General features: G+C 71.8%; 15 protein-coding genes. 6 read left to right on the plus strand and 9 right to left on the minus strand.

The genetic code is table 11. The features are described from left to right. Positions 1–23 precede the first annotated feature (23 nt). The 4 genes from E0493_RS18765 to E0493_RS18780 form a co-directional block, all read right to left on the minus strand. On the minus strand, positions 24–983 hold the full coding sequence (locus tag E0493_RS18765) for an esterase-like activity of phytase family protein (protein WP_160938792.1): 960 nt from the start codon (positions 981–983) through the stop codon (positions 24–26). After that, positions 980–2,851, minus strand: a complete 1,872-nt coding sequence (gene cobT, locus E0493_RS18770; RefSeq protein WP_160938793.1) for a cobaltochelatase subunit CobT — start codon at positions 2,849–2,851, stop codon at positions 980–982. The genes E0493_RS18765 and cobT overlap by 4 nt, the downstream gene beginning before the upstream one ends. A 104-nt stretch (positions 2,852–2,955) precedes the next feature. Continuing rightward, positions 2,956–3,963, minus strand: a complete 1,008-nt coding sequence (gene cobS / locus E0493_RS18775) for a cobaltochelatase subunit CobS (RefSeq protein WP_160938794.1) — start codon at positions 3,961–3,963, stop codon at positions 2,956–2,958. A gap of 91 nt (positions 3,964–4,054) precedes the next feature. Further along, complete coding sequence (locus tag E0493_RS18780; protein ID WP_160938795.1) at positions 4,055–4,663, minus strand: J domain-containing protein; 609 nt, start codon at positions 4,661–4,663, stop codon at positions 4,055–4,057. A 96-nt stretch (positions 4,664–4,759) separates the two neighbouring features. Between E0493_RS18780 and E0493_RS18785 the strand changes: the two genes are divergently transcribed. Beyond that, positions 4,760–5,044: a BolA family protein gene (locus E0493_RS18785; RefSeq protein ID WP_160938796.1), complete on the plus strand. Its 285-nt coding sequence runs from the start codon at positions 4,760–4,762 to the stop codon at positions 5,042–5,044. Between the two features lie 19 nt (positions 5,045–5,063). Next, positions 5,064–6,695: a tetratricopeptide repeat protein gene (locus E0493_RS18790; RefSeq protein WP_160938797.1), complete on the plus strand. Its 1,632-nt coding sequence runs from the start codon at positions 5,064–5,066 to the stop codon at positions 6,693–6,695. A gap of 36 nt (positions 6,696–6,731) precedes the next feature. Here the strand turns inward: E0493_RS18790 and E0493_RS18795 are convergent, their stop codons facing one another. Next, positions 6,732–7,301, minus strand: a complete 570-nt coding sequence (locus E0493_RS18795; RefSeq protein ID WP_160938798.1) for a DUF2889 domain-containing protein — start codon at positions 7,299–7,301, stop codon at positions 6,732–6,734. A 110-nt stretch (positions 7,302–7,411) separates the two neighbouring features. Further along, positions 7,412–9,115 (minus strand): 3-dehydroquinate synthase, encoded by a 1,704-nt coding sequence (gene aroB, locus E0493_RS18800; protein WP_160938799.1) that lies wholly within the window; start codon positions 9,113–9,115, stop codon positions 7,412–7,414. A 53-nt stretch (positions 9,116–9,168) separates the two neighbouring features. On the opposite strand from aroB, the gene E0493_RS23175 reads away from it, so the two are divergent. From E0493_RS23175 to E0493_RS18810, 3 genes are all read left to right on the plus strand, one after another. Further along, positions 9,169–9,315, plus strand: coding sequence for a hypothetical protein (locus tag E0493_RS23175; RefSeq protein ID WP_202397216.1), 147 nt, complete (start codon positions 9,169–9,171; stop codon positions 9,313–9,315). 25 nt (positions 9,316–9,340) lie between these two features. Then, positions 9,341–10,243 carry a site-specific tyrosine recombinase XerD gene (locus tag E0493_RS18805; protein ID WP_160938800.1) on the plus strand — a complete coding sequence of 301 codons (903 nt, stop codon included), beginning with the start codon at positions 9,341–9,343 and terminating at the stop codon, positions 10,241–10,243. Positions 10,244–10,398: 155 nt separating this feature from the next. Continuing rightward, on the plus strand, positions 10,399–11,355 hold the full coding sequence (locus E0493_RS18810; protein ID WP_160938801.1) for an acetyl-CoA carboxylase carboxyltransferase subunit alpha: 957 nt from the start codon (positions 10,399–10,401) through the stop codon (positions 11,353–11,355). An 86-nt stretch (positions 11,356–11,441) separates the two neighbouring features. Here the strand turns inward: E0493_RS18810 and argJ are convergent, their stop codons facing one another. Beyond that, positions 11,442–12,680 (minus strand): bifunctional glutamate N-acetyltransferase/amino-acid acetyltransferase ArgJ, encoded by a 1,239-nt coding sequence (gene argJ, locus E0493_RS18815; protein ID WP_160938802.1) that lies wholly within the window; start codon positions 12,678–12,680, stop codon positions 11,442–11,444. Positions 12,681–12,778: 98 nt separating this feature from the next. After that, positions 12,779–13,717, minus strand: a complete 939-nt coding sequence (locus E0493_RS18820) for a peptidylprolyl isomerase (protein WP_160938803.1) — start codon at positions 13,715–13,717, stop codon at positions 12,779–12,781. 298 nt (positions 13,718–14,015) lie between these two features. Between E0493_RS18820 and secA the strand changes: the two genes are divergently transcribed. Further along, complete coding sequence (gene secA / locus E0493_RS18825; RefSeq protein WP_160938804.1) at positions 14,016–16,751, plus strand: preprotein translocase subunit SecA; 2,736 nt, start codon at positions 14,016–14,018, stop codon at positions 16,749–16,751. Positions 16,752–16,976: 225 nt separating this feature from the next. Here secA and E0493_RS18830 read toward each other — a convergent pair whose 3' ends face one another. Beyond that, positions 16,977–18,134 (minus strand): N-acetylmuramoyl-L-alanine amidase, encoded by a 1,158-nt coding sequence (locus E0493_RS18830; protein ID WP_160938805.1) that lies wholly within the window; start codon positions 18,132–18,134, stop codon positions 16,977–16,979. Positions 18,135–18,399: the final 265 nt, after the last annotated feature.

Consider the following 18,399-nt stretch of genomic DNA (forward strand, 5'->3'; position numbering starts at 1 on the left):
ATTCAGTCAGGCCGGAAACCGCTCTAGCCCAGGGTGAACAGCAGCAGCAGGCCGCGCTGGAAGAACATCTCGTTGTCGTCCGCCACCATGGCCACCCAGACGCGGCCGCCATGGCGGAAGGCGGTGACGCCCTCCCAGTTCTCGTGCGGCAGGCCGGTCAGCAGCGGCTCGGGCCGCAGGACGCTTTCCGGCGCCGGATCGGTGAGCTGCGCGGCGGGAATGTGCAGCAGACGGCCGCTGAAGCCACCCTCCCAGAGGCTGAAGCGGCGCTCGACCACCAGCGCGCCGCCATCGGGCAGCGCGCAGACATCGGTCGGGACAAAGCCGGGCGAGGGGCGGTAGCGCAGCGGCGTCCAAAGCTCCGGCGTGCCGATCCAGGCGCGCATCAACGGCCCCCGCGCCACCTCAAGCCCCTCGGTGATCGCGAGCCAGCGGCCGTTCGCCAGCACCGTCAGGCTTTCCAGCCCCGCATTGACCGGCGCGCGGCTGAGGCCGGGCGGAGCGGCCTCCAGCACCGAACAGGGGGCGCCCAGCTCGCGATAGAGGCAGATGTGGTGCCAGCGCTCGAAACCCACGAGCCAGGTGCCGTCGGGCAGCCGGGCGAGGGACTCCGCATCACGCCGCAGCGGTGCCGGGGGCGCGAAAACCGCGTCGCTGCGCAGCCGGCCGGTGCGGATCGCCTCCAGCGTCCGCGGCTGTCCGCCGGCGTCCAGCACCAGCCGCGCCTGCAGCCAGTAGCCGAGGTCGCTGATGGCCGTCAGGGTCAGGTCGTCGTCGATGTGCAGGCCGGAAAGCCCGCCGAAGCCGATGGCATGGCGGTTGATCAACAGGCCGCCCCGCGACTCCAGTCCGGATCCGGGCGGAAGCGGGAGCGGCGGCTCCGGCAGGGCGGGGTCGGAGTTGAAGCGCAGCGCGGCGCAGGCCCCCAGCCCCGCCAGCGCCAGCCCGCCGACCAGCAGGGCGCGCCGGCGGGAGCCGATCACGCCACCAGCGGCGCCCGTTCGGTGGCGGCGCGCTGGAAGGCGGTGGCGGCATCCTCGTCGAACAGTTCCGCCAGCTTCTTCATCATGGTGCCGCCCAGCTCCTCGGCATCCACGATCGTCACCGCGCGGCGGTAGTAGCGGGTGACGTCATGGCCGATGCCGATGGCGATCAGCTCCACCAGGTCGCGCTGCTCGATGTCGTGGATCACCTTGCGCAGGTGGCGCTCCAGGTAGTTGCCGGGGTTCACCGAGAGCGTGCTGTCATCCACCGGCGCACCGTCGGAGATCACCATCAGGATGCGCCGCCGCTCCGGCCGCGCCATCAGGCGGCGATAGGCCCATTCCAGCGCCTCGCCGTCGATGTTCTCCTTCAGCAGCCCCTCGCGCAGCATCAGGCCGAGGTTCTTGCGGGCGCGGCGCCAGGGCGCGTCGGCCGGCTTGTAGACGACGTGGCGCAGGTCGTTCAGCCGGCCGGGGTTGCGCGGCTTGCCCTCCTGCACCCATCGCTCCCGGCTCTGCCCGCCCTTCCAGGCGCGGGTGGTGAAGCCCAGGATCTCGACCTTCACCGAGCAGCGCTCCAGCGTGCGCGCCAGAATGTCGGAGCACATGGCGGCCACCGAGATCGGCCGGCCGCGCATCGAGCCGGAGTTGTCGATCAGCAGCGTCACGACGGTGTCGCGGAAATCGGCCTCGCGCTCGCGCTTGTAGGAGAGCGAGAGCAGCGGGTTGACCACGATGCGGGCCAGCCGCGCGGCATCCAGCGTGCCTTCCTCCAGGTCGAACTCCCAGGCGCGCTGCTGCTGCGCCAGCAGGCGGCGCTGCAGCCGGTTGGCCAGCTTGGAGACCACGCCCTGAAGGTGCGAGAGCTGCTGGTCGAGCTGCTGGCGCAGGCGCGTCAGCTCCTCGGCGTCGCAGAGGTCCTCGGCCAGGATCTCCTCGTCGAACTGCTTGGTGAAGGGGCGGTAGAGGCTGGCATCGTCGGTCGGCTGCACCTCGCGGCGCTGCTGCGGGCCGCCGGGGCGGTCCTCGCCCTCGGCGGCGACGCCTTCCTCCTCCTCCTGGCCCTCGCCCTCGTCCTCGGCGGCCTCGCCCTGCATGCTCTCGGGCTGGGCACCCAGCGTCTGGTCGGACTCGCGGGACTGGGATTCGCCCTCGGCGGAGTTGTCCTGCTGGCTGGTGGTCTCGGTGCCCTCGTCGCCGGACTCCTCATCCTCCGCCTCGGCCTCCACCTCGGCCTCGGCGAGGTCGAGCGCGGAGAGCAGCTTGCGGGCGGCGCGGGCGAAGCGGTCCTGGTCGGCCTGGCTCTCGGCCATCTCGCCCAGCGCGGCCTCGGCCTTCTCGCCCAGCGTGTCCCGCCACAGGTCCAGCACGCGCTGCGCGGCGGCGGGGGCGGGGTGGCCGGAAAGCCGCTCGCGCGCCAGCAGGGAAAGCGCCGCGGGGAGCGGCAACTGGTCCTTGCGGGTCATGCGGTCATAGCCCTCGGCCTCGCAGGTCTCGGCGAGGCGGGCATCGAGGTTGGCGGCGACGCCGGGCATGAGCGTGCTGCCCACCACCTCGACGCGGGCCTGCTCCAGCGCGTCGAACACCTCCTTGGCCTCGCGGCGGGCGGGGGTGCGGGCGGCGTGGGCGGCCTCGTCGTGATGGCGCAGGCGCAGCGCGATGGCATCCGCCGCGCCGCGCAGCCGCGCCATCTCGGCGGGCGGCAGGGCGCGCGTCGGCATCGGCAGGCGGGCGCGCTTGCCGGCCAGGCCCGAGGGGCCGGGCTGGTAGGCCACCTGCACCTCGGCGTTGCGCGCGATGGCGCGCAGCGTGCCGGCGGTGGCCCGCTTGAACTCTTCCTGGCGCGTCTGGTCCTTGTTGCCGCTCATCCGCTCCGGCTCCCCGCATCAAGAGAAAGTGGGGGCGCCGCCCCCAACGCCCCCGCCGGGGTGACAGTGCCACCCCGGACCCCGCCGTCAGTTTGGGCGCAAGCTCAGCCCTTGCGGACCATCAGGCCGGTCGGCACTTCCTCGTTGAAGCAGCGCTGGTAGTACTCGGCCACCGTGGTGCGCTCCGCCTCGTCGCACTTGTTGAGGAAGGAAAGCCGGAAGGCGAAGCCGATATCGCCGAAGATGCGCGCGTTCTCCGCCCAGGTGATGACGGTGCGCGGCGACATGACGGTGGAGATGTCGCCGGCGATGAAGCCGGCGCGCGTCAGGTCGGCCAGCGCCACCATGGCGTCGATCCGCTTCTTCGCCGTCGCGTCCTTCGGGTCGATGCCGAGCTTGGCGGCGACGATGCTGCTCTCCTGCGCGTGCGGCAGGTAGTTCAGCGTGGCCACGATGTTCCAGCGGTCCATCTGGCCTTGGTTGATCTGCTGGGTGCCGTGGTAGAGGCCGGTGGTGTCGCCCAGGCCCACCGTGTTCGCCGTGGCGAAGAGGCGGAAGGCCGGGTGCGGGCGGATCACGCGGTTCTGGTCCAGCAGGGTCAGCTTGCCCTCGACCTCCAGCACGCGCTGGATGACGAACATCACGTCCGGGCGGCCCGCGTCGTACTCGTCGAACACCAGCGCGCAGGGGTGCTGCAGCGCCCAGGGCAGGATGCCCTCGCGGAACTCGGTGACCTGCTTGCCTTCCTTGAGGACGATGGCGTCCTTGCCGACCAGGTCGATGCGGCTGATGTGGCTGTCGAGGTTGATGCGGATGCAGGGCCAGTTCAGCCGCGCCGCCACCTGCTCGATATGCGTGGACTTGCCGGTGCCGTGGTAGCCCTGGACCATGACGCGCCGGTTGAAGGCGAAGCCGGCGAGGATGGCGAGGGTGGTGTCGCGGTCGAACTTGTAGGTGTCGTCGGGCTCGGGCACGTGCTCGGTGCGGACCGAGAAGGCGGGCACCTCCAGGTCGCTGTCGATGCCGAACACCTCGCGCGCATTCACCGTGATGTCGGGCAGGTCAATGGCGCTGGTGCTGCGGGGTTCGGTAAGGGTAGCGACCTTGCTCATCGGGCTCTCTCTGCTGTCGGCACTCGTGTCGCGGTCAGTCTGAACGGCTGCCGCAGGAGCCTCAAGCAGGCGAGGCTCAAGCGGGGAGGGCTCAAGCGGCCCGGCTGGAGGAGGAGGCGGAAGGCTTCGCCGGGGCGTGCTCCGCCGCGATCGCGGCCAGCCGCTTGCGCAGCAGACTGTAGGCGCGGTTGATATCCTTCAGGCGGTCCTCGGCGGACTTGTCGCCGCCGTTCGAATCCGGATGGTAGCGCTTGGCCAGTTCCTTGTAACGGGCACGCAGCGCATCTTCCTCCAGCGGCCAGCCCAGCCCCATCAGGTCCAGCGCGGCGCGCAACTCCGGCGGCGCCTCCTTGGCGCTCTTGCGCGGCGTTGGCGGCGCCTCGCCGAAAAGGCCGAGCGGATCGCGGAAGATCTCCGGGTTCAGCTTGGTGTTGCCGAGCCGGCCCAACGGCCAGGTCGGCCGCTGCCAGCCGCTGTCCTCCCGGAGATTCTGCTCGATCTCGTCGGTGCTCATGCCTTTGTAGTAGTCCCAGGCCTGGTTGTAAGCCCGGACGTGCTCAAGGCAGAAATGATAGTAGTCGCGCAGTCGCGAACGGTCGCGAGGGGCGCGGAATTCTCCCGCGGCCTCGCAGCCGGGCGCATCGCACGGCGGGCTTTGGGAGGTGCTGTCGGATCTGGGACGTTCGCCGCGGCGGGCCATTTGTGGGTTTATGGGCGCGGATCGCGGGGGCCGCAAGCCGCCAGATGTCAAACCTTTCGCTTGGCAGGCCGCCAGCGACATGGAAAACCTCCCTGCATGTCAACACGTGCTGAACGCATGCGGAATGTCCTGATTTCGGCCTTCGCCCCGGCGGAGGTCGCCATCCTGGACGAGAGCCATCGCCATGCCGGACATGCGGGGGCGGCGCCGGGTGGCGAGACGCACTACACCGTGCAGGTGGTCAGCCCCGCCTTCGCGGGGCAGAGCCGCGTGGCGCGCTCGCGGGCCGTGCATGCGGCACTGGCGGGCGAGTTCGGCTCCGGGCTACACGCGCTTTCGCTGCGGCTGCTCACGCCCGAGGAGGCGGGCGCCGCAGCCTGACCGGGCGGCCCGCACGACAATGAAGCATTCGATCCTGTATGAGGACGAACATCTGGTGGTGGTGCATCACCCCGCCAAGGGTTCGCCGACCCTCGTCACCTTCGCCGACCTCACGTTCCGCCCGCAGGGCACGCGGATCTGGGGCGAGGACCTGGTGGCCAGGCTCGGGGTCAACGCCATCGGCTTCGTTGCCCGGCGGGAAAACTGGTACCCGACGGACTCCGTCGCGGCGGCCGCGCCCGCGGTGCGGGCGGCGCTGCGGGGGCCGGCCGTCGCCTATGGCTACAGCATGGGCGGCTACGCGGCGCTGAAGCACGCGGCGCGGCTCGGCGCCGGCTTCGCCTTTGCGGTCTGCCCGCAAAGCTCCATCGCGCCCGCCGACGCGCCCTGGGACAGCCGCTTCCACCGGTACCACCGGCCCGAGCAGCACCCCGGCATGCCGGTGCGCGCCGGCGAGGCCGGGCAGTTCAGCCTGCTGCTGGCCGATCCCTACATGCCCGAGGACCGCCGCCACGCCGAGCGCCTCGCGGCCGAGGCGGGCGTGCACTGGCTGCGCACGCCCTTCATGGACCACGCCTCGATCTGGCTGCTGGTGGACAGCGCCTTCCTGGCGCAGGTGCTGCAGCATATCCAGGCGCACGACCTGGCCGGGCTCACCCAGCTGATGCGCGACCGGCGCCACACCAGCCCGCACTGGTTCCGCCATGCCGGCAATGCCGCCTTCCGCCACGGCCATGTCGCGATGGCCAACCGGCTGTGGCAGCGCGCGCTGGAACTCGGCCTGCCCTCCATGGTGCTGGAGCAGGATATCGGGCGCCTGCTGCCGCAGCGGATGCAGGCGCTGCGGCAGGCCGGCCGGCTGCAGGCGGCGCGCGACCTGGCGCTGCAGCAGGCGGCGCTGCGTCCCGCCGACTTCACCAGCCAGGCCAATGCCGCCCATGCGCTGCTCGGCATGAACGAATCCGAGGCGGCCGAGGCGCCGTTCCGCGCCGCGCTGGCGCTGCGGCAGGACGTCGGCCACATCTTTCAGGGACTGAGCCTGGTGCTCGCCAATCTCGGGCGCCTGCCCGAGGCGGTGCAGGTCGGCCAGCGCGGCGTCGGTGCCGTGCCCGGCGACCTCGCCCTGCAGATGCATTACGGCCATCTGCTGCTGAATGCCGCCAAGGTGAACGAGGCGGAGGAGCAGTTCCGCGCCGTGCTGGAGAAGGAGCCCGCCAGCCGGCAGGCGCTGCTCGGCCTCAGTCACACGCTTGCCGCCCGCGGCAGCCGCGCCGAGGCCATCGAGGCGGCGCGGCAGGTGATCGCCGAGGGCGGGACCGATGCCGGTGCTTTTCTGTGGCTCGGCCAGCTTCTGCTCTATGTCGGCGAGCCGGCGGAGGCGGAGCCGGTGTTCCGCGATGCCCTGGCCGCCGCGCCCGAGATCGGCGCCGCGCATATCGGCCTGGCGCGCGCACTGGAGCGGACCGGCCAGCTCGAGGAAGCGCGGCGCGTCGCCGCCGAGGCCGCCCGCCTGCTGCCGCAGGACCCGAAGGTGCAGGCGATCGCCTCCCGGCTGGGGCCGCCGAGCCGGGCGACGCCCGAGCAGGCGGTCGTCCAGGCTTCGCCCGTGCGGCGCTGGCTGCATGCCTTCTTCAGCCGGGATGACGACTGAGGCCCGAAGGGGCGAGCCTGGGCCGCCCGCCCTTCCTTATTCCGCCGCCCGCGCCGGCTTGGCGTATTCCGGCCAGCGCTGCGCCACGATCGGGCTGTCCTCGCCATAGGCGAGGCAGGTGTTCAGCAGCGCCGGCGGCTTGCGCGGCCCTTCCGCGGCGGCTTCCCTTTTCCGGCGCGCCTGGCGGGCCGAATAGGTCGTCTGGAAGGCCACGGTCGCCATTTGCGCCAGCATCTCGCGCAGATGCGTGCAGCCCACCGTGCCGCCGACCCGCTCCTGCACCGCTCGGTTGAAGCCTGGCCCGATGCGCAGCCCGGCCAGCCGCGCGAAGTTCGGCGCCGCCTTCGGGCAGATGCTGTAGGGGCTGAACTCGGTATCGGCCTCGCATTCCTGGATGACGAGCTCGGCATCCACGGTCAGGCGGATCCACATGCCATGCAGCGCATCGCCGGGCGCCACATGGCGGTTCTCGGTCTCGAAGCCGTAGCTCTTGGTGTCGACCAGATGGGCCTCGATGTCGAACAGCCCATCCTCCCGCTCGAAGCCCTGCATGTCGAGGACGCGGCGGTGCAGCGGCTCACGTCTGGCGGGCGCGGAGAGGGGCATGGGCGGGTCTCCCGGCATGGTGCGGTGCGGCAGCAACCTTCCGCATATGGCACGGCCGCGCCAGGGCCAAAAGCCCGGGCATGGCTGCCATCCCGCCGCCGGGACGCGCCTCAGCCCTCGCAGCTGGCCTCCCGCAGCAGCGCCTCGACCGCAGCGGGCTCGACATCCCCCTTGGTGACGGCCTGCCCGGGGCCGTGCAGCAGCACGAAGCGCAGGCGGCCGTCGCGCACCTTCTTGTCCTTGCGCATCCGCCCCATCAGCGCCTCGACGGTGAAGCGGCGCGGCAGGTCCGCGAGCCGCGCCGGCAGGCCCACGGCCGCCAGATGCGCCTCCACCCGGCCGGGCAGCGCGGCGTCGCAAAGGCCGAGCCGCGCCGAGAGCCGCGCCGCAAGCCCCAGCCCGAGCGCCACCGCCTCGCCATGCAGCAGCGAGCCGTCATAGCCGCACTCGGCCTCCACGGCATGGCCGAAGGTGTGGCCGAGATTGAGCAGGGCGCGGCCGCCCTCGGCGCTCTCCTCCCGCTCGTCGGCGGCGACCACGGCGGATTTCAGCCGGCAGCTTTCCAGCACGGCATGGCGCAGCGCGGCGGCCTCGCCGGCCACGGCCTTCGCGCCCGCGGCCTCGCACCAGTCCCAGAGCGGCCCCTGCAGCAGGCCGTGCTTGGCCACCTCGGCATAGCCGGCGCGCAGCTCGCGGGCGGGAAGGGTGGCGAGCACGCCGGTGTCGGCCAGCACGATGCGCGGCTGGTGGAAGGCGCCGGCCAGGTTCTTGCCGGCCCTCAGGTTGATGCCGGTCTTGCCGCCGACGGAACTGTCCACCTGGGCCAGCAGCGTGGTCGGCACCTGCACGAAGGGCAGGCCGCGCAGGGCCGAGGCGGCGACGAAGCCGGCGAGGTCGCCCACCACGCCACCGCCGAGCGCGACGACCGCCGTGCTGCGGTCGATGCCGGCAGCCAGCAGTTCCTCCATCACGGCGCCATAGGTGGCGAGGCTCTTGCTGCCCTCGCCGGGCGGCACGGTCAGGCTGGCGCGGACCTCGATGCCGGCCTCCTCCAGACCCCTGCGCAGCGCGGGCAGGTGCAGGGCGGCGACGCTGGCGTCGCTGATCACCGCCACGCGACGCGCCGGCAGGGCAGGGGCGATCAGCCCGCCCGCGCGCGCCAGCAGGCCCTCGCCGATCACCACGTCATAGCCGCGCCCGGCCAGCGCGACGGGAAGGCGGGCGGGGGCGGCGTAGGCGGTGATCGCCGCCTGCACGCGGTCGGTGGTCGCTTCGGGGGCTTCTTCCATGCAGTTCACCACGAGGTCGGCTTCGGCGTAGAGGGGGTGGCGGGCGGCCATCAGCCGCTGCAGCACCGCGGCCGGATCCTGGTTCAGGAACATCGGGCGGGTGTCGCGCCCGGCGACGCGCGGCAGCAGCACGGGAATGCCGACCTGCAGCCAGACCGTCAGCGCGCCCGAGGCGCGGATGGCCTCGCGGGTCTGCGCGTCGGCATAGGCGCCGCCGCCGGTAGCCAGCACCGTCGGCGGGCCCGCCAGCAGGCGGGCGATGACGCGCCGCTCGCCCTCGCGGAAATGCGGCTCGCCATAGCGGAAGAAGATCTCGGTGATGGGCTGCCCGGCCGCCGCCTCGATTTCCGCGTCCGCGTCGCGAAAGGGCACGCCGAGGCGCTGCGCCAGCCGACGGCCGATCGAGGACTTGCCGGCGCCGGGCAGGCCGATCAGCACGATGGAGCGCAGGGGGGCCTGCGAGGCGGAGCCGGGCTCCGGCGATGCGGCGGGCGGAATTATGGTGAAGCCGAGGTTGCGTGTCACAGGGCCGGAAGGTAGCACATCAGGCTCCGCGCGCGAGGATACCCCCGGCTGTCATGTTTCGCCGTCCCCTGTTTCTCCTGATCCTGATCCTGATCGTCGCCGCCTTGGGCGGGCTGCTGGTGATGGCGGCCTTCCCGCCGTCGGTGACGCCGCAGGCGGTTGAACGCACCCTGCCGAACGACCGCTTCGGCACCCGCTGACGCCGACTCCGGGAGGAGCAGGGGGATGGATCGCCATCTCGAAGCCTTCCTGGAGATGCTGGCGGCCGAGCGCGGCGCGGCGCGCAACACGCTTGCCGCCTATGAGGCGGACCTGACCGACCTCGCCGGCTTCCTGCGGCGGCGCGAGGTCCGGCTGGCCGAGGCGTCGCCCGCGCTGCTGCGGGCCTACCTGGGGGGGCTGACCGATTCCGGCCTCGCGCCGCGCACGGCGGCGCGCCGGCTGGCGGCGCTGCGGCAGTTCTACCGCTTCCTGGCGCGCGAAGGGGTGCGCGCCGACGATCCCACCGAGCTGCTGGACAGCCCCCGCCTGCCGAAAGCCCTGCCCAAGGCGCTGCGCCCGGCGGAGGTGACGGCGCTGCTGGAGGCCGCCGCGCGCCTGTCCGGCCGGCGCGGGCCGCTGGCGGTGGCGATGCTGGAGCTGCTCTACTGCTCCGGCCTGCGCGCCAGCGAGCTGGTCGGGCTGCCCGCCACCGCCCTGGCCGAGGAAAGCCCGCTGATCCTGGTGCGCGGCAAGGGCGGGAAGGAGCGGCTGGTGCCGGTCTCGGGCCGCGCCCGCGCCGCCGCACGCGCCCTGCAGGACCCGGCGAAGCCCTCGAAGTGGCTGTTTCCCTCCTACGGCGCTTCCGGACACCTGACGCGGCAGAGCCTGGTGACGCTGGTGAAGGAGGCGGCGCTGGCCGCCGGGCTCGACCCCGCGCGCGTCAGCCCGCATGTGCTGCGGCATTCCTTCGCCAGCCACCTGCTGGAAGGGGGCGCCGACCTGCGCGCCCTGCAGATGCTGCTGGGCCATGCCGACATCGCCACCACGCAGATCTACACGCGGGTGATGGAGGAGCGGCTGCGCCAGCTGGTCGAGGCGCACCATCCGCTGGCCGCTGCGGCGGCGCCGGAGGAGCGCCCGTCCTGAGGGGTGCCGGCGGCGGGGGAACTTCGGGCCGGCGGACCGCGCCCTCCCCGCCGCCGGGGGCGCGCCTCCCCCTGGCCACGGCGCCCGGCTTGCGCTAGGCCAGCGCCGCGCGCCGCCTGCTTTCTTTCTGGCGCGAGCCACGATACGGAATCGCGATGCGTCACTTCCTGGAATTCGAGAAGCCGCTTGCCGAGCTGGAAGGCAAGATCGAGGAGCTGCGCCGGACCACGGATGCGGGCGGAATCGACGTGGCCGAGGAGGTCGGCCGCCTGTCCGACAAGGCCGAGAAGCTGCTCGCCGCCACCTACGCGAAGCTGACGCCCTGGCAGAAGGCCCAGGTGGCGCGCCACCCCGACCGTCCCAAGTGCCTGACCTATATCGAGGCGCTGATTGACGAGTTCACGCCGCTGGCCGGCGACCGCGCCTTCGCCGACGACGCGGCGGTGGTCGGCGGGCTGGGGCGCTTCCGCGGCCATGCGGTGATGGTGCTGGGCATCGAGAAGGGCACGGACACCGAGAGCCGCATCAAGCACAACTTCGGCAGCCCGCGCCCCGAGGGCTACCGCAAGGCGCGCCGGCTGATCGAGCTGGCCGGGCGGTTCGGCCTGCCCCTCCTTTCCTTTGTGGACACCGCCGGCGCCTTTCCCGGCGTCGAGGCGGAGGCACGCGGGCAGGCCGAGGCCATCGCCCGCTCCATCGAGGCCTGCCTCGATGCGCCGGTTCCCTTTGTCGCCACCATCATCGGGGAGGGCGGCTCGGGCGGCGCCATCGCGCTGGCCGCCGCCGACCGCATTCTGATGCTGGAGCACTCCATCTATTCGGTGATCAGCCCCGAAGGCTGCGCCAGCATCCTCTGGCGCGACGCCGCGCAGGCCAGCACCGCCGCCGACGCGCTGAAGCTGACGGCGCAGGATCTTGGCCGGCTGGCGCTGATCGATGCCGTGGTGCCGGAGCCGCTCGGCGGCGCGCATCGGGACGCGACGGGAACGGTGCAGGCGGTGAGCGACAAGGTCTGGGAGTTCCTGGAGCCGCTGCTGGCGCTGGACGGCGGCACGCTGCGGGCACGCCGGCGCGAGAAGTTCCTGGAGATGGGGCGGCACGGCGTGGCCTAGGCCGCGCCTTCACTCCACCGGAAAGGCCAGGCTGCAGACGGTGCCTTCCGGCGCCGCCTGCATCTCGAAACGGCCGCCGGCGGAACTCAGCTGCGGTAGGACCCGTTGATGTCGATGTAGCCGTGGGTCAGGTCGCAGGTCCAGGCGGCAGCCTTGCCGCGGCCGAGGCCGATATCCACCGCGATCTCGATCTCCCGGCCCTTCATGTGGGCGACCACGGGCGCTTCGTCATAGCCCGGCACCACGCCGCCTTCCCGCGCCATCCAGGTGCCGCCCACGGCCACCGAGAGGAGATCCCGGTCGGCCGGCTCGCCGGCCTTGCCCACGGCCATGACGATGCGGCCCCAGTTGGCGTCCTCGCCGGCGATGGCGGTCTTGACCAGCGGCGAGTTGGCGATGGCCATGGCGATCTTCTGCGCCGAGCGGGTGGTGGTGGCGCCGGTGACGTCCACCCGGATCAGCTTCTGCGCGCCCTCGCCGTCCCGCACCACCTGCAGGGCGAGGTCGAGCAGCAGCTCGTTCAGCGCCCTGGCGAAGCCGCGCAGCATGGCTCCGCCCTCGGCCGGCACCCGCGGGTGCTTCACCTGGCCGGTGGCGAAGAGCAGCACCGTGTCGCTGGTGGAGGTGTCGGAATCGACCGTGGTGCGGTTGAAGCTGGCATCCACCCCCTTCTTCAGCAGCGCCTGCAGCGCGGCGCTCGGGATCTTGGCGTCGGTGGCGATGAAGCTGAGCATGGTCGCCATGTCCGGCGCGATCATGCCGCTGCCCTTGGCGATGCCGGCGATGGTCACCTCCACCCCGCCGATCTCGGCCTTGCGGACGCAGGCCTTGGGAAAGGTGTCGGTGGTCATGATGCCGCGCGCGGCCTCGGCCCAGCCATTCTCGGAAAGCTTGCCGTGCAGCGCGGGCAGGGCGGCGGTCAGCTTCTCGTGTGGCAGCGTCTCGCCGATCACGCCGGTTGAGGCCAGGAAGACCTCGCGCGGCTTGCAGCCCACCAGGGCGGCGGCGGCCTCGGCGCTGGCCTGCACGGCGTCGCGGCCCGGCTTGCCGGTGAAGACGTTGGCGTTGCCGGCATTGACCACCAGCGCGCGGGCCTTGCCGCCCTTCAGCGCGGCGCGGCACCAATCCACCGGGGCGCCCGGGCACTTGTTGCGGGTGAACACGCCGGCCACCGTGGTGCCGGGCGCGAACTCCATGAAGGTGAGGTCGTTGCGGCCCTTGTAGCGGATGCCGGCGGCCGCCACGCCGAGGCGCACGCCGGCGACCGGCGGCACCTCCGGCATGGGAACGGCGAGAGGGGAGACGGGCAGGTCCTTACCGGCCATGGGGCGACGTCCTTCCACTGGAGCGCGGAAGCGTTACCGCAAAGGCCGCGCCGGTTGAAGCGGGCCGGGGAAGAAGATGCGTCCCCGGCCCCCCCGGCTCAGCGCCTGGGCTGGGCGGGCGGCGGGGTGGCGCCGTCCAGCAGCGAGGGAGTGGCCGGCGCGGCCGGGCGCGGCGAGCCGTCCATGTTGAAGCGCTCCACCTTGGCGGCGCCCTGGTACTTCTCGACGGCGGCGTTCACCGCCTCCTCGAAGGCGGCCTGGCGCAGCGACTCCTCGCTCTCCTCGAAGCTCGGCGCCGGCGCGGTGCGGCGCTCGACCACCTTGATGACATGCCAGCCGAAGGGGGTCTTCACCGGCTCCTTGCTGATCTCCCCCGCCTTCAGGTCGAAGGCCGCCTCGGCGAACTCGGGCACCATGTCGGCCTTCTTGAAGAAGCCGAGGTCGCCGCCCTGCTTGGCGGAGGGGCCGGTGGAGAGGCGCTTGGCCAGGGCGGCGAAGTCGGCGCCGGGCTTGCGCGCCTCGGCCAGGGCGGCGCGCGCCTCCGCCTCGCTGCCGAGCAGGATGTGCATGGCGTGCACCTCATCCTCGCCCGCCTTGCCGGCAACCTCCTTCTCGTAGCGCTTGCGCAGGGCCTCGTCGGTCAGGGCGGGGGCGATCTCGCGGCGCAGCAGGGCCTGCTGGAGCTGCTCCTCCCCGGCGCGCCGGATGGCCGCCTGCACCGCCGGCTCCTGGTCGAGCCCCTGGGACCGGGCGGCCGTCACCAGCGCCTTCTGGGCGATGAGCTGGTCGAGGATCAGCGGGAAGAGCATGGGCAGCGGCGCGCCGCGCATGTCGGGGGGAAGCTGGTTGAGGGCCGCCTGCACGTCGGAGAGGTGCAGGGGCTCGCCATCCACGCGGGCGACCACCGGGTTCTCGGCGCCGGGTGCGGCCGCCGGGGGCTGGGCCGGTGCCGGGGCGGGGGTGGGCGCCCCCGGGGTCTGGGCCATGGCGGTCGTGGCCGTCAGGAAGGCGGAAAGGGTCAGGACGGTGAAGCGCATTCGCGGGATTTGCCTTTGCGGCTGGACGGTTCAAGATGCCTGATCGGCCTGGGGCTCACAATCATGCGGGGGTGACGGAGTGTGACCGCCCCGCCGGACGGGTTTCCGGCCTGTCATGCGGCGTTTCGTTGACCCTGGCGCGGCCCCCGCCTATCTGTGCGCGTGACGCAGCCTGTTGCCCGCCATCCGTCCGGCCCGCCGGATGACCCCGGCTCTCCCCGACCCCGGCGCCACCCATGGTGGCCTCTCCCGGTCGGGCGCCGGTGCAAGGGCGGCCCACGGAGAATATCGCAGCCCCATGTTCGCCCGCCTCGCCCGCGCCGTATTCGGCACCTCGAACGACCGCGTGCTGAAGCAGTTCAGCGCCCGGCTGCCCGCCATCGCGGCTCTGGAGCCGCAGGTGGAGGGCCTGTCGGACGAGGAGCTGCGCGGGCAGACCGCCCGCTTCCGCGAGCGCCTGGCCCAGGGCGAGGGCCTGGACGACCTGCTGCCCGAGGCCTTCGCCACGGTGCGCGAGGCCTCGAAGCGGGTGCTCGGCATGCGCCACTTCGACGTGCAGATGATCGGCGGCATGGTGCTGCATTCCGGCCGCATCGCCGAGATGAAGACCGGCGAGGGCAAGACCCTGGTCGCCACTCTGCCGGTCTACCTGAACGCCCTGGCGGGCAAGGGCGTGCACGTCATCACCGTGAACGACTACCTGGCCAGCCGCGACAGCGCCCAGATGGGCCGGCTCTACAACTTCCTGGGCCTGACCTGCGGCGTCATCGTGCATGGCCTGACCGACGGCGAGCGGCGCGAGGCCTATGCGCGCGACATCACCTACGGCACCAACAACGAGTTCGGCTTCGACTACCTGCGCGACAACATGAAGTACCGCCTGGACGAGATGGTCCAGCGCGACTTCAACTACGCCATCGTGGACGAGGTGGACAGCATCCTCATCGACGAGGCGCGCACCCCGCTGATCATCTCCGGTCCCGCCGAGGACAGTTCCGACCTCTACCGCAAGGTGGACGCGGTGGTCGCCGAGCTGGTGAAGGACAAGGAGACCTACGAGAAGGACGAGAAGCTGCGCACCGTGGCCCTCACCGAGGGGGGCGCCGAGACGGTGGAGCAGATGCTGCGCGCCGCCACGCTGCTGGAGGAGGGCGACCTCTACGACTTCCACAACGTCACGCTCGTCCATCACGTCAACCAGAGCCTGCGTGCCCATACGCTCTTCGCCCGCGACGTGGACTACATCGTCAACCGCGAGGGCAAGCTCGTCATCATCGACGAGTTCACCGGCCGCATGATGGAAGGCCGGCGCTATTCCGAGGGCCTGCACCAGGCGCTGGAGGCGAAGGAGCATGTCGAGATCCAGCCCGAGAACCAGACGCTGGCCTCGATCACCTTCCAGAACTACTTCCGCCTCTACCCCAAGCTCTCCGGCATGACCGGCACCGCCGCCACCGAGGCGGACGAGTTCGCCGAGATCTACAAGCTGGAAGTGGTCGAGATCCCGACCAACGTGCCCGTCATCCGTCAGGACAATGACGACGAGGTCTACCGTTCGGCCAGCGAGAAGTACGCGGCGGTGGGGACACTGGTGAAGGAGGCGCAGGCGCGCCAGCAGCCCGTGCTGGTCGGCACCACCTCGATCGAGAAGTCCGAGCTGCTGAGCGCCCTGCTGAAGAAGGAGGGCGTGCCGCACGCGGTGTTGAACGCGCGCTACCACGAGCAGGAGGCCGGCATCATCGCGCAGGCCGGCCGGCCGGGCGGCGTCACCATCGCCACCAACATGGCCGGCCGCGGCACCGACATCAAACTCGGCGGCAATGCCGAGATGCTGGCCGAGGCGAGCTTCGACGGGCCGCGCGAGGGGCCGGAGTGGGAGGCGCATCTCGCGCAGGTCCTTGAGCAGGTGAAGCGCGACGAGGCCGTCGTGAAGCAGGCCGGCGGCCTCTTCGTGGTCGGCACCGAGCGGCATGAATCCCGCCGCATCGACAACCAGCTCCGCGGCCGCTCCGGCCGCCAGGGCGACCCGGGCGCCAGCCGCTTCTTCCTCAGCCTCGAGGACGACCTGATGCGCATCTTCGGCAGCGACCGCATGGGCGGGATGCTGCAGAAGTTCGGCCTGAAGGACGGCGAGGCCATCATCCATCCCTGGATCAACCGGGCGCTGGAGAAGGCGCAGAAGAAGGTCGAGGCGCGCAACTTCGACACGCGCAAGAACCTGCTGAAGTACGACGACGTCATGAACGACCAGCGCAAGGAGGTCTATGCCCAGCGGCGCGCCTTCATGCAGGCGTCGGACGTCTCCGAGACGGTCGAGGAGATGCGCCGCGAGACCATCGCCGCGATGGTGGCCAAGGCCATCCCGGAGAATGCCTATCCCGAGCAGTGGGACCTCGTGGGCCTGCAGCGGCAGGTGCATGAGAGCCTCGGCCTCGACCTGCCGATCGAGGCCTGGGGCAAGGAGGAGGGCATCGACGAGGTGGCGGTGCGCGAGCGCCTCGAAGCGGAGGCCGACCGGGCCGCCGCCGCCCGCGCCGCCGATATCGGCCCCGAGTTCATGCGCGCGGTCGAGAAGTCGGTGCTGCTGCAGGTGTTCGACGCGGTGTGGAAGGAGCACCTGCTCAACCTGGACCACCTGCGCCAGGGCATCGGCCTGCGCGCCTATGGTCAGCGCGACCCGCTGAACGAGTACAAGAGCGAGGCCTTCAACCTCTTCAACACGATGCTCGACGAGCTGCGCGAGCGCGTGACCTCGCTGCTGCTGCGCATCCAGATCAGCCCCGCCGCGCCGCTGCCGGAGCCCGAGCCGGTGATGGTGACCGACATGCGCCACCCCGAGCCGGACATGGCCGGCGCCGCCGGCGACCCCTGGACGCATGCGCCTGCCGATCCCGCCTTCGCGCCGGCCGTGGCCCGCGAGGTGGAGGGCGTGGATCCGCGGGATCCCTCGACCTGGTACCGCACGCCGCGCAACGCCGCCTGCCCCTGCGGCTCGGGCAAGAAGTACAAGCACTGCCACGGCCGCCAGGGCTGACGGGAAAAAGGTCGGGGGAAGGAATTCCTCCGAGCCCTCTTCTTTTTTCTTTCAAGCTTTCAGGTCGGCTCACCGCCAGAGTGTTTTTGGCAGCGCCTCCGCCTGCAGTCGCGAGAGCGGTTTCCGGTCCGGCGCGACTACGTGCGGCTAGGCACGGAAAACCGAAAAAAAGAAGAGGGGGTTCCGGGGGAGAATTCATTCTCCCTCGGTTCCTTTCCCTTCGGGTCAGCCGGTGCTGACCAGCCCCGCCTGGTGCCGCGCCAGCCAGCCGTTGACGGCAAGGGCCAGGGCCTTGGCCACCTGGGCGCGGTGCGCCGGGCGCTTCAGCGCCGCCTCGTCGCGCCGGTCGCTCAGGAAGCCCATTTCCACCAGCACGCTCGGCACGTCGGGCGCCTTCAGCACGGCGAAGGCCGCCTGCCGGTGGGTGTTCGGCAGCAGCGGCACGCTTTCGCCCAGCTCATCCACGACGAACTGCGCCAGCCGGGCGGAGCCGACCTTGGTTTCCTGCCGCACCAGCGAGTAGAGGATGCGCTCCACCTCGGGGGAGACCTCCGGCAGGTGCAGGCCGCCGGCCGCGTCGGCACGGTTCTGGGTTTGTGCCAGTCGGGCGGAAAGCGCGTCCGAGGCGCGGTCGGAAAGGGTATAGACGCTGGCGCCGCGGGCTCCCGGCGCCGAATCGGCATGCAGGGAGATGAACAGCGTCGCCTGCCGTTTGCGGGCGAACTCCACCCGGCCGTCGAGGGGGATGAAGATGTCCCGCGAACGGGTCAGGGCCACCCGGCAGCGGCCGCCGGCCTCCAGCTGCCGCTTCAGCTCCAGCGCCGCCGGCAGGGTGATGCGCTTCTCATAGGTGCCGCTGGCGCCGATGGTGCCCGGGTCCTTGCCGCCATGCCCGGGATCGATCACGACCAGCGGCAGGGTACGGGAGGCGGTGGCGGAACCGCCGGCGCGGCCCTGCGCGATGGTGCCGCGCGCCAGGCGGGCAAAGCCGGCCGCGGTGCCGGGCGCGATCTCGATGAGCAGCCCGTCGCCCTGCGCCGTGGCGCGCGGAACGGAAACCGGGCCGCTGAGGTCCAGCAGCAGGCGGCGGTTCGGCGCGTCCCACCGGGCCTGCCGAACGGGGCCGGCGCCGGCCAGCCGCAGCGGGCCGCGCCAGGCGGTGCCGGGCAGGTGCAGGACCAGCCGGGCCGGGCGCGTCTGCGCGGTCAGCCGCCAAGTGGCGGCGGCGCTGAGATCGAGCGTCAGGCGGGCATGGCGCTCCGCCCGCTGAAGCTGGGCGGCGGTGACGGCAGCCTCGGCCAGCGCGGGCGTGAGGCCGGAAAGCCCCGCCAGCAGCCCAAGCGTCATCTGCAGCAACTGCCGCCTTTGGGGTGCGAGAGACATTGTGCGACTTCCCCCTGCATCGCGGTGGCCCAGTGCCGGCGGCTGTTTCCCCCTGCCGCGCGGCACCTCTGGCGTGGCCGGCTTCCCGGCCGCGCCGCTCCTGCCGGAAAAGGCCGCCGACGCGGCCCGCCACGCCGTCCCCACGGCGCGGCCATCCCGGGTAGCGCAGGCTTTATCATGGCCTGAGAAGGGGATCACGGGATTACTTCATGTAACATCCCGGTGCAGCAATAGCTTGTGGAAGGCGAGGGGGGCGCCTATGGTG

The sequence above is a fragment of the Teichococcus coralli genome (genome assembly GCF_009829925.1).
Taxonomy (GTDB): Bacteria; Pseudomonadota; Alphaproteobacteria; order Acetobacterales; family Acetobacteraceae; genus Pseudoroseomonas; species Pseudoroseomonas coralli.

Excerpts from the sequence above, each read along its gene's own strand:
- E0493_RS18805 (WP_160938800.1), top strand. The coding sequence starts at position 9,341 with ATGGATCGCCATCTCGAAGCCTTCCTGGAGATGCTGGCGGCCGAGCGC.
- E0493_RS18790 (WP_160938797.1), top strand. The coding sequence starts at position 5,064 with ATGAAGCATTCGATCCTGTATGAGGACGAACATCTGGTGGTGGTGCAT.
- E0493_RS18830 (WP_160938805.1), bottom strand. The coding sequence starts at position 18,134 with ATGTCTCTCGCACCCCAAAGGCGGCAGTTGCTGCAGATGACGCTTGGG.
- E0493_RS23175 (WP_202397216.1), top strand. The coding sequence starts at position 9,169 with ATGTTTCGCCGTCCCCTGTTTCTCCTGATCCTGATCCTGATCGTCGCC.
- secA (WP_160938804.1), top strand. The coding sequence starts at position 14,016 with ATGTTCGCCCGCCTCGCCCGCGCCGTATTCGGCACCTCGAACGACCGC.
- argJ (WP_160938802.1), bottom strand. The coding sequence starts at position 12,680 with ATGGCCGGTAAGGACCTGCCCGTCTCCCCTCTCGCCGTTCCCATGCCG.
- E0493_RS18785 (WP_160938796.1), top strand. The coding sequence starts at position 4,760 with ATGTCAACACGTGCTGAACGCATGCGGAATGTCCTGATTTCGGCCTTC.
- cobS (WP_160938794.1), bottom strand. The coding sequence starts at position 3,963 with ATGAGCAAGGTCGCTACCCTTACCGAACCCCGCAGCACCAGCGCCATT.
- E0493_RS18795 (WP_160938798.1), bottom strand. The coding sequence starts at position 7,301 with ATGCCCCTCTCCGCGCCCGCCAGACGTGAGCCGCTGCACCGCCGCGTC.
- cobT (WP_160938793.1), bottom strand. The coding sequence starts at position 2,851 with ATGAGCGGCAACAAGGACCAGACGCGCCAGGAAGAGTTCAAGCGGGCC.
- E0493_RS18820 (WP_160938803.1), bottom strand. The coding sequence starts at position 13,717 with ATGCGCTTCACCGTCCTGACCCTTTCCGCCTTCCTGACGGCCACGACC.
- E0493_RS18780 (WP_160938795.1), bottom strand. The coding sequence starts at position 4,663 with ATGGCCCGCCGCGGCGAACGTCCCAGATCCGACAGCACCTCCCAAAGC.
- E0493_RS18810 (WP_160938801.1), top strand. The coding sequence starts at position 10,399 with ATGCGTCACTTCCTGGAATTCGAGAAGCCGCTTGCCGAGCTGGAAGGC.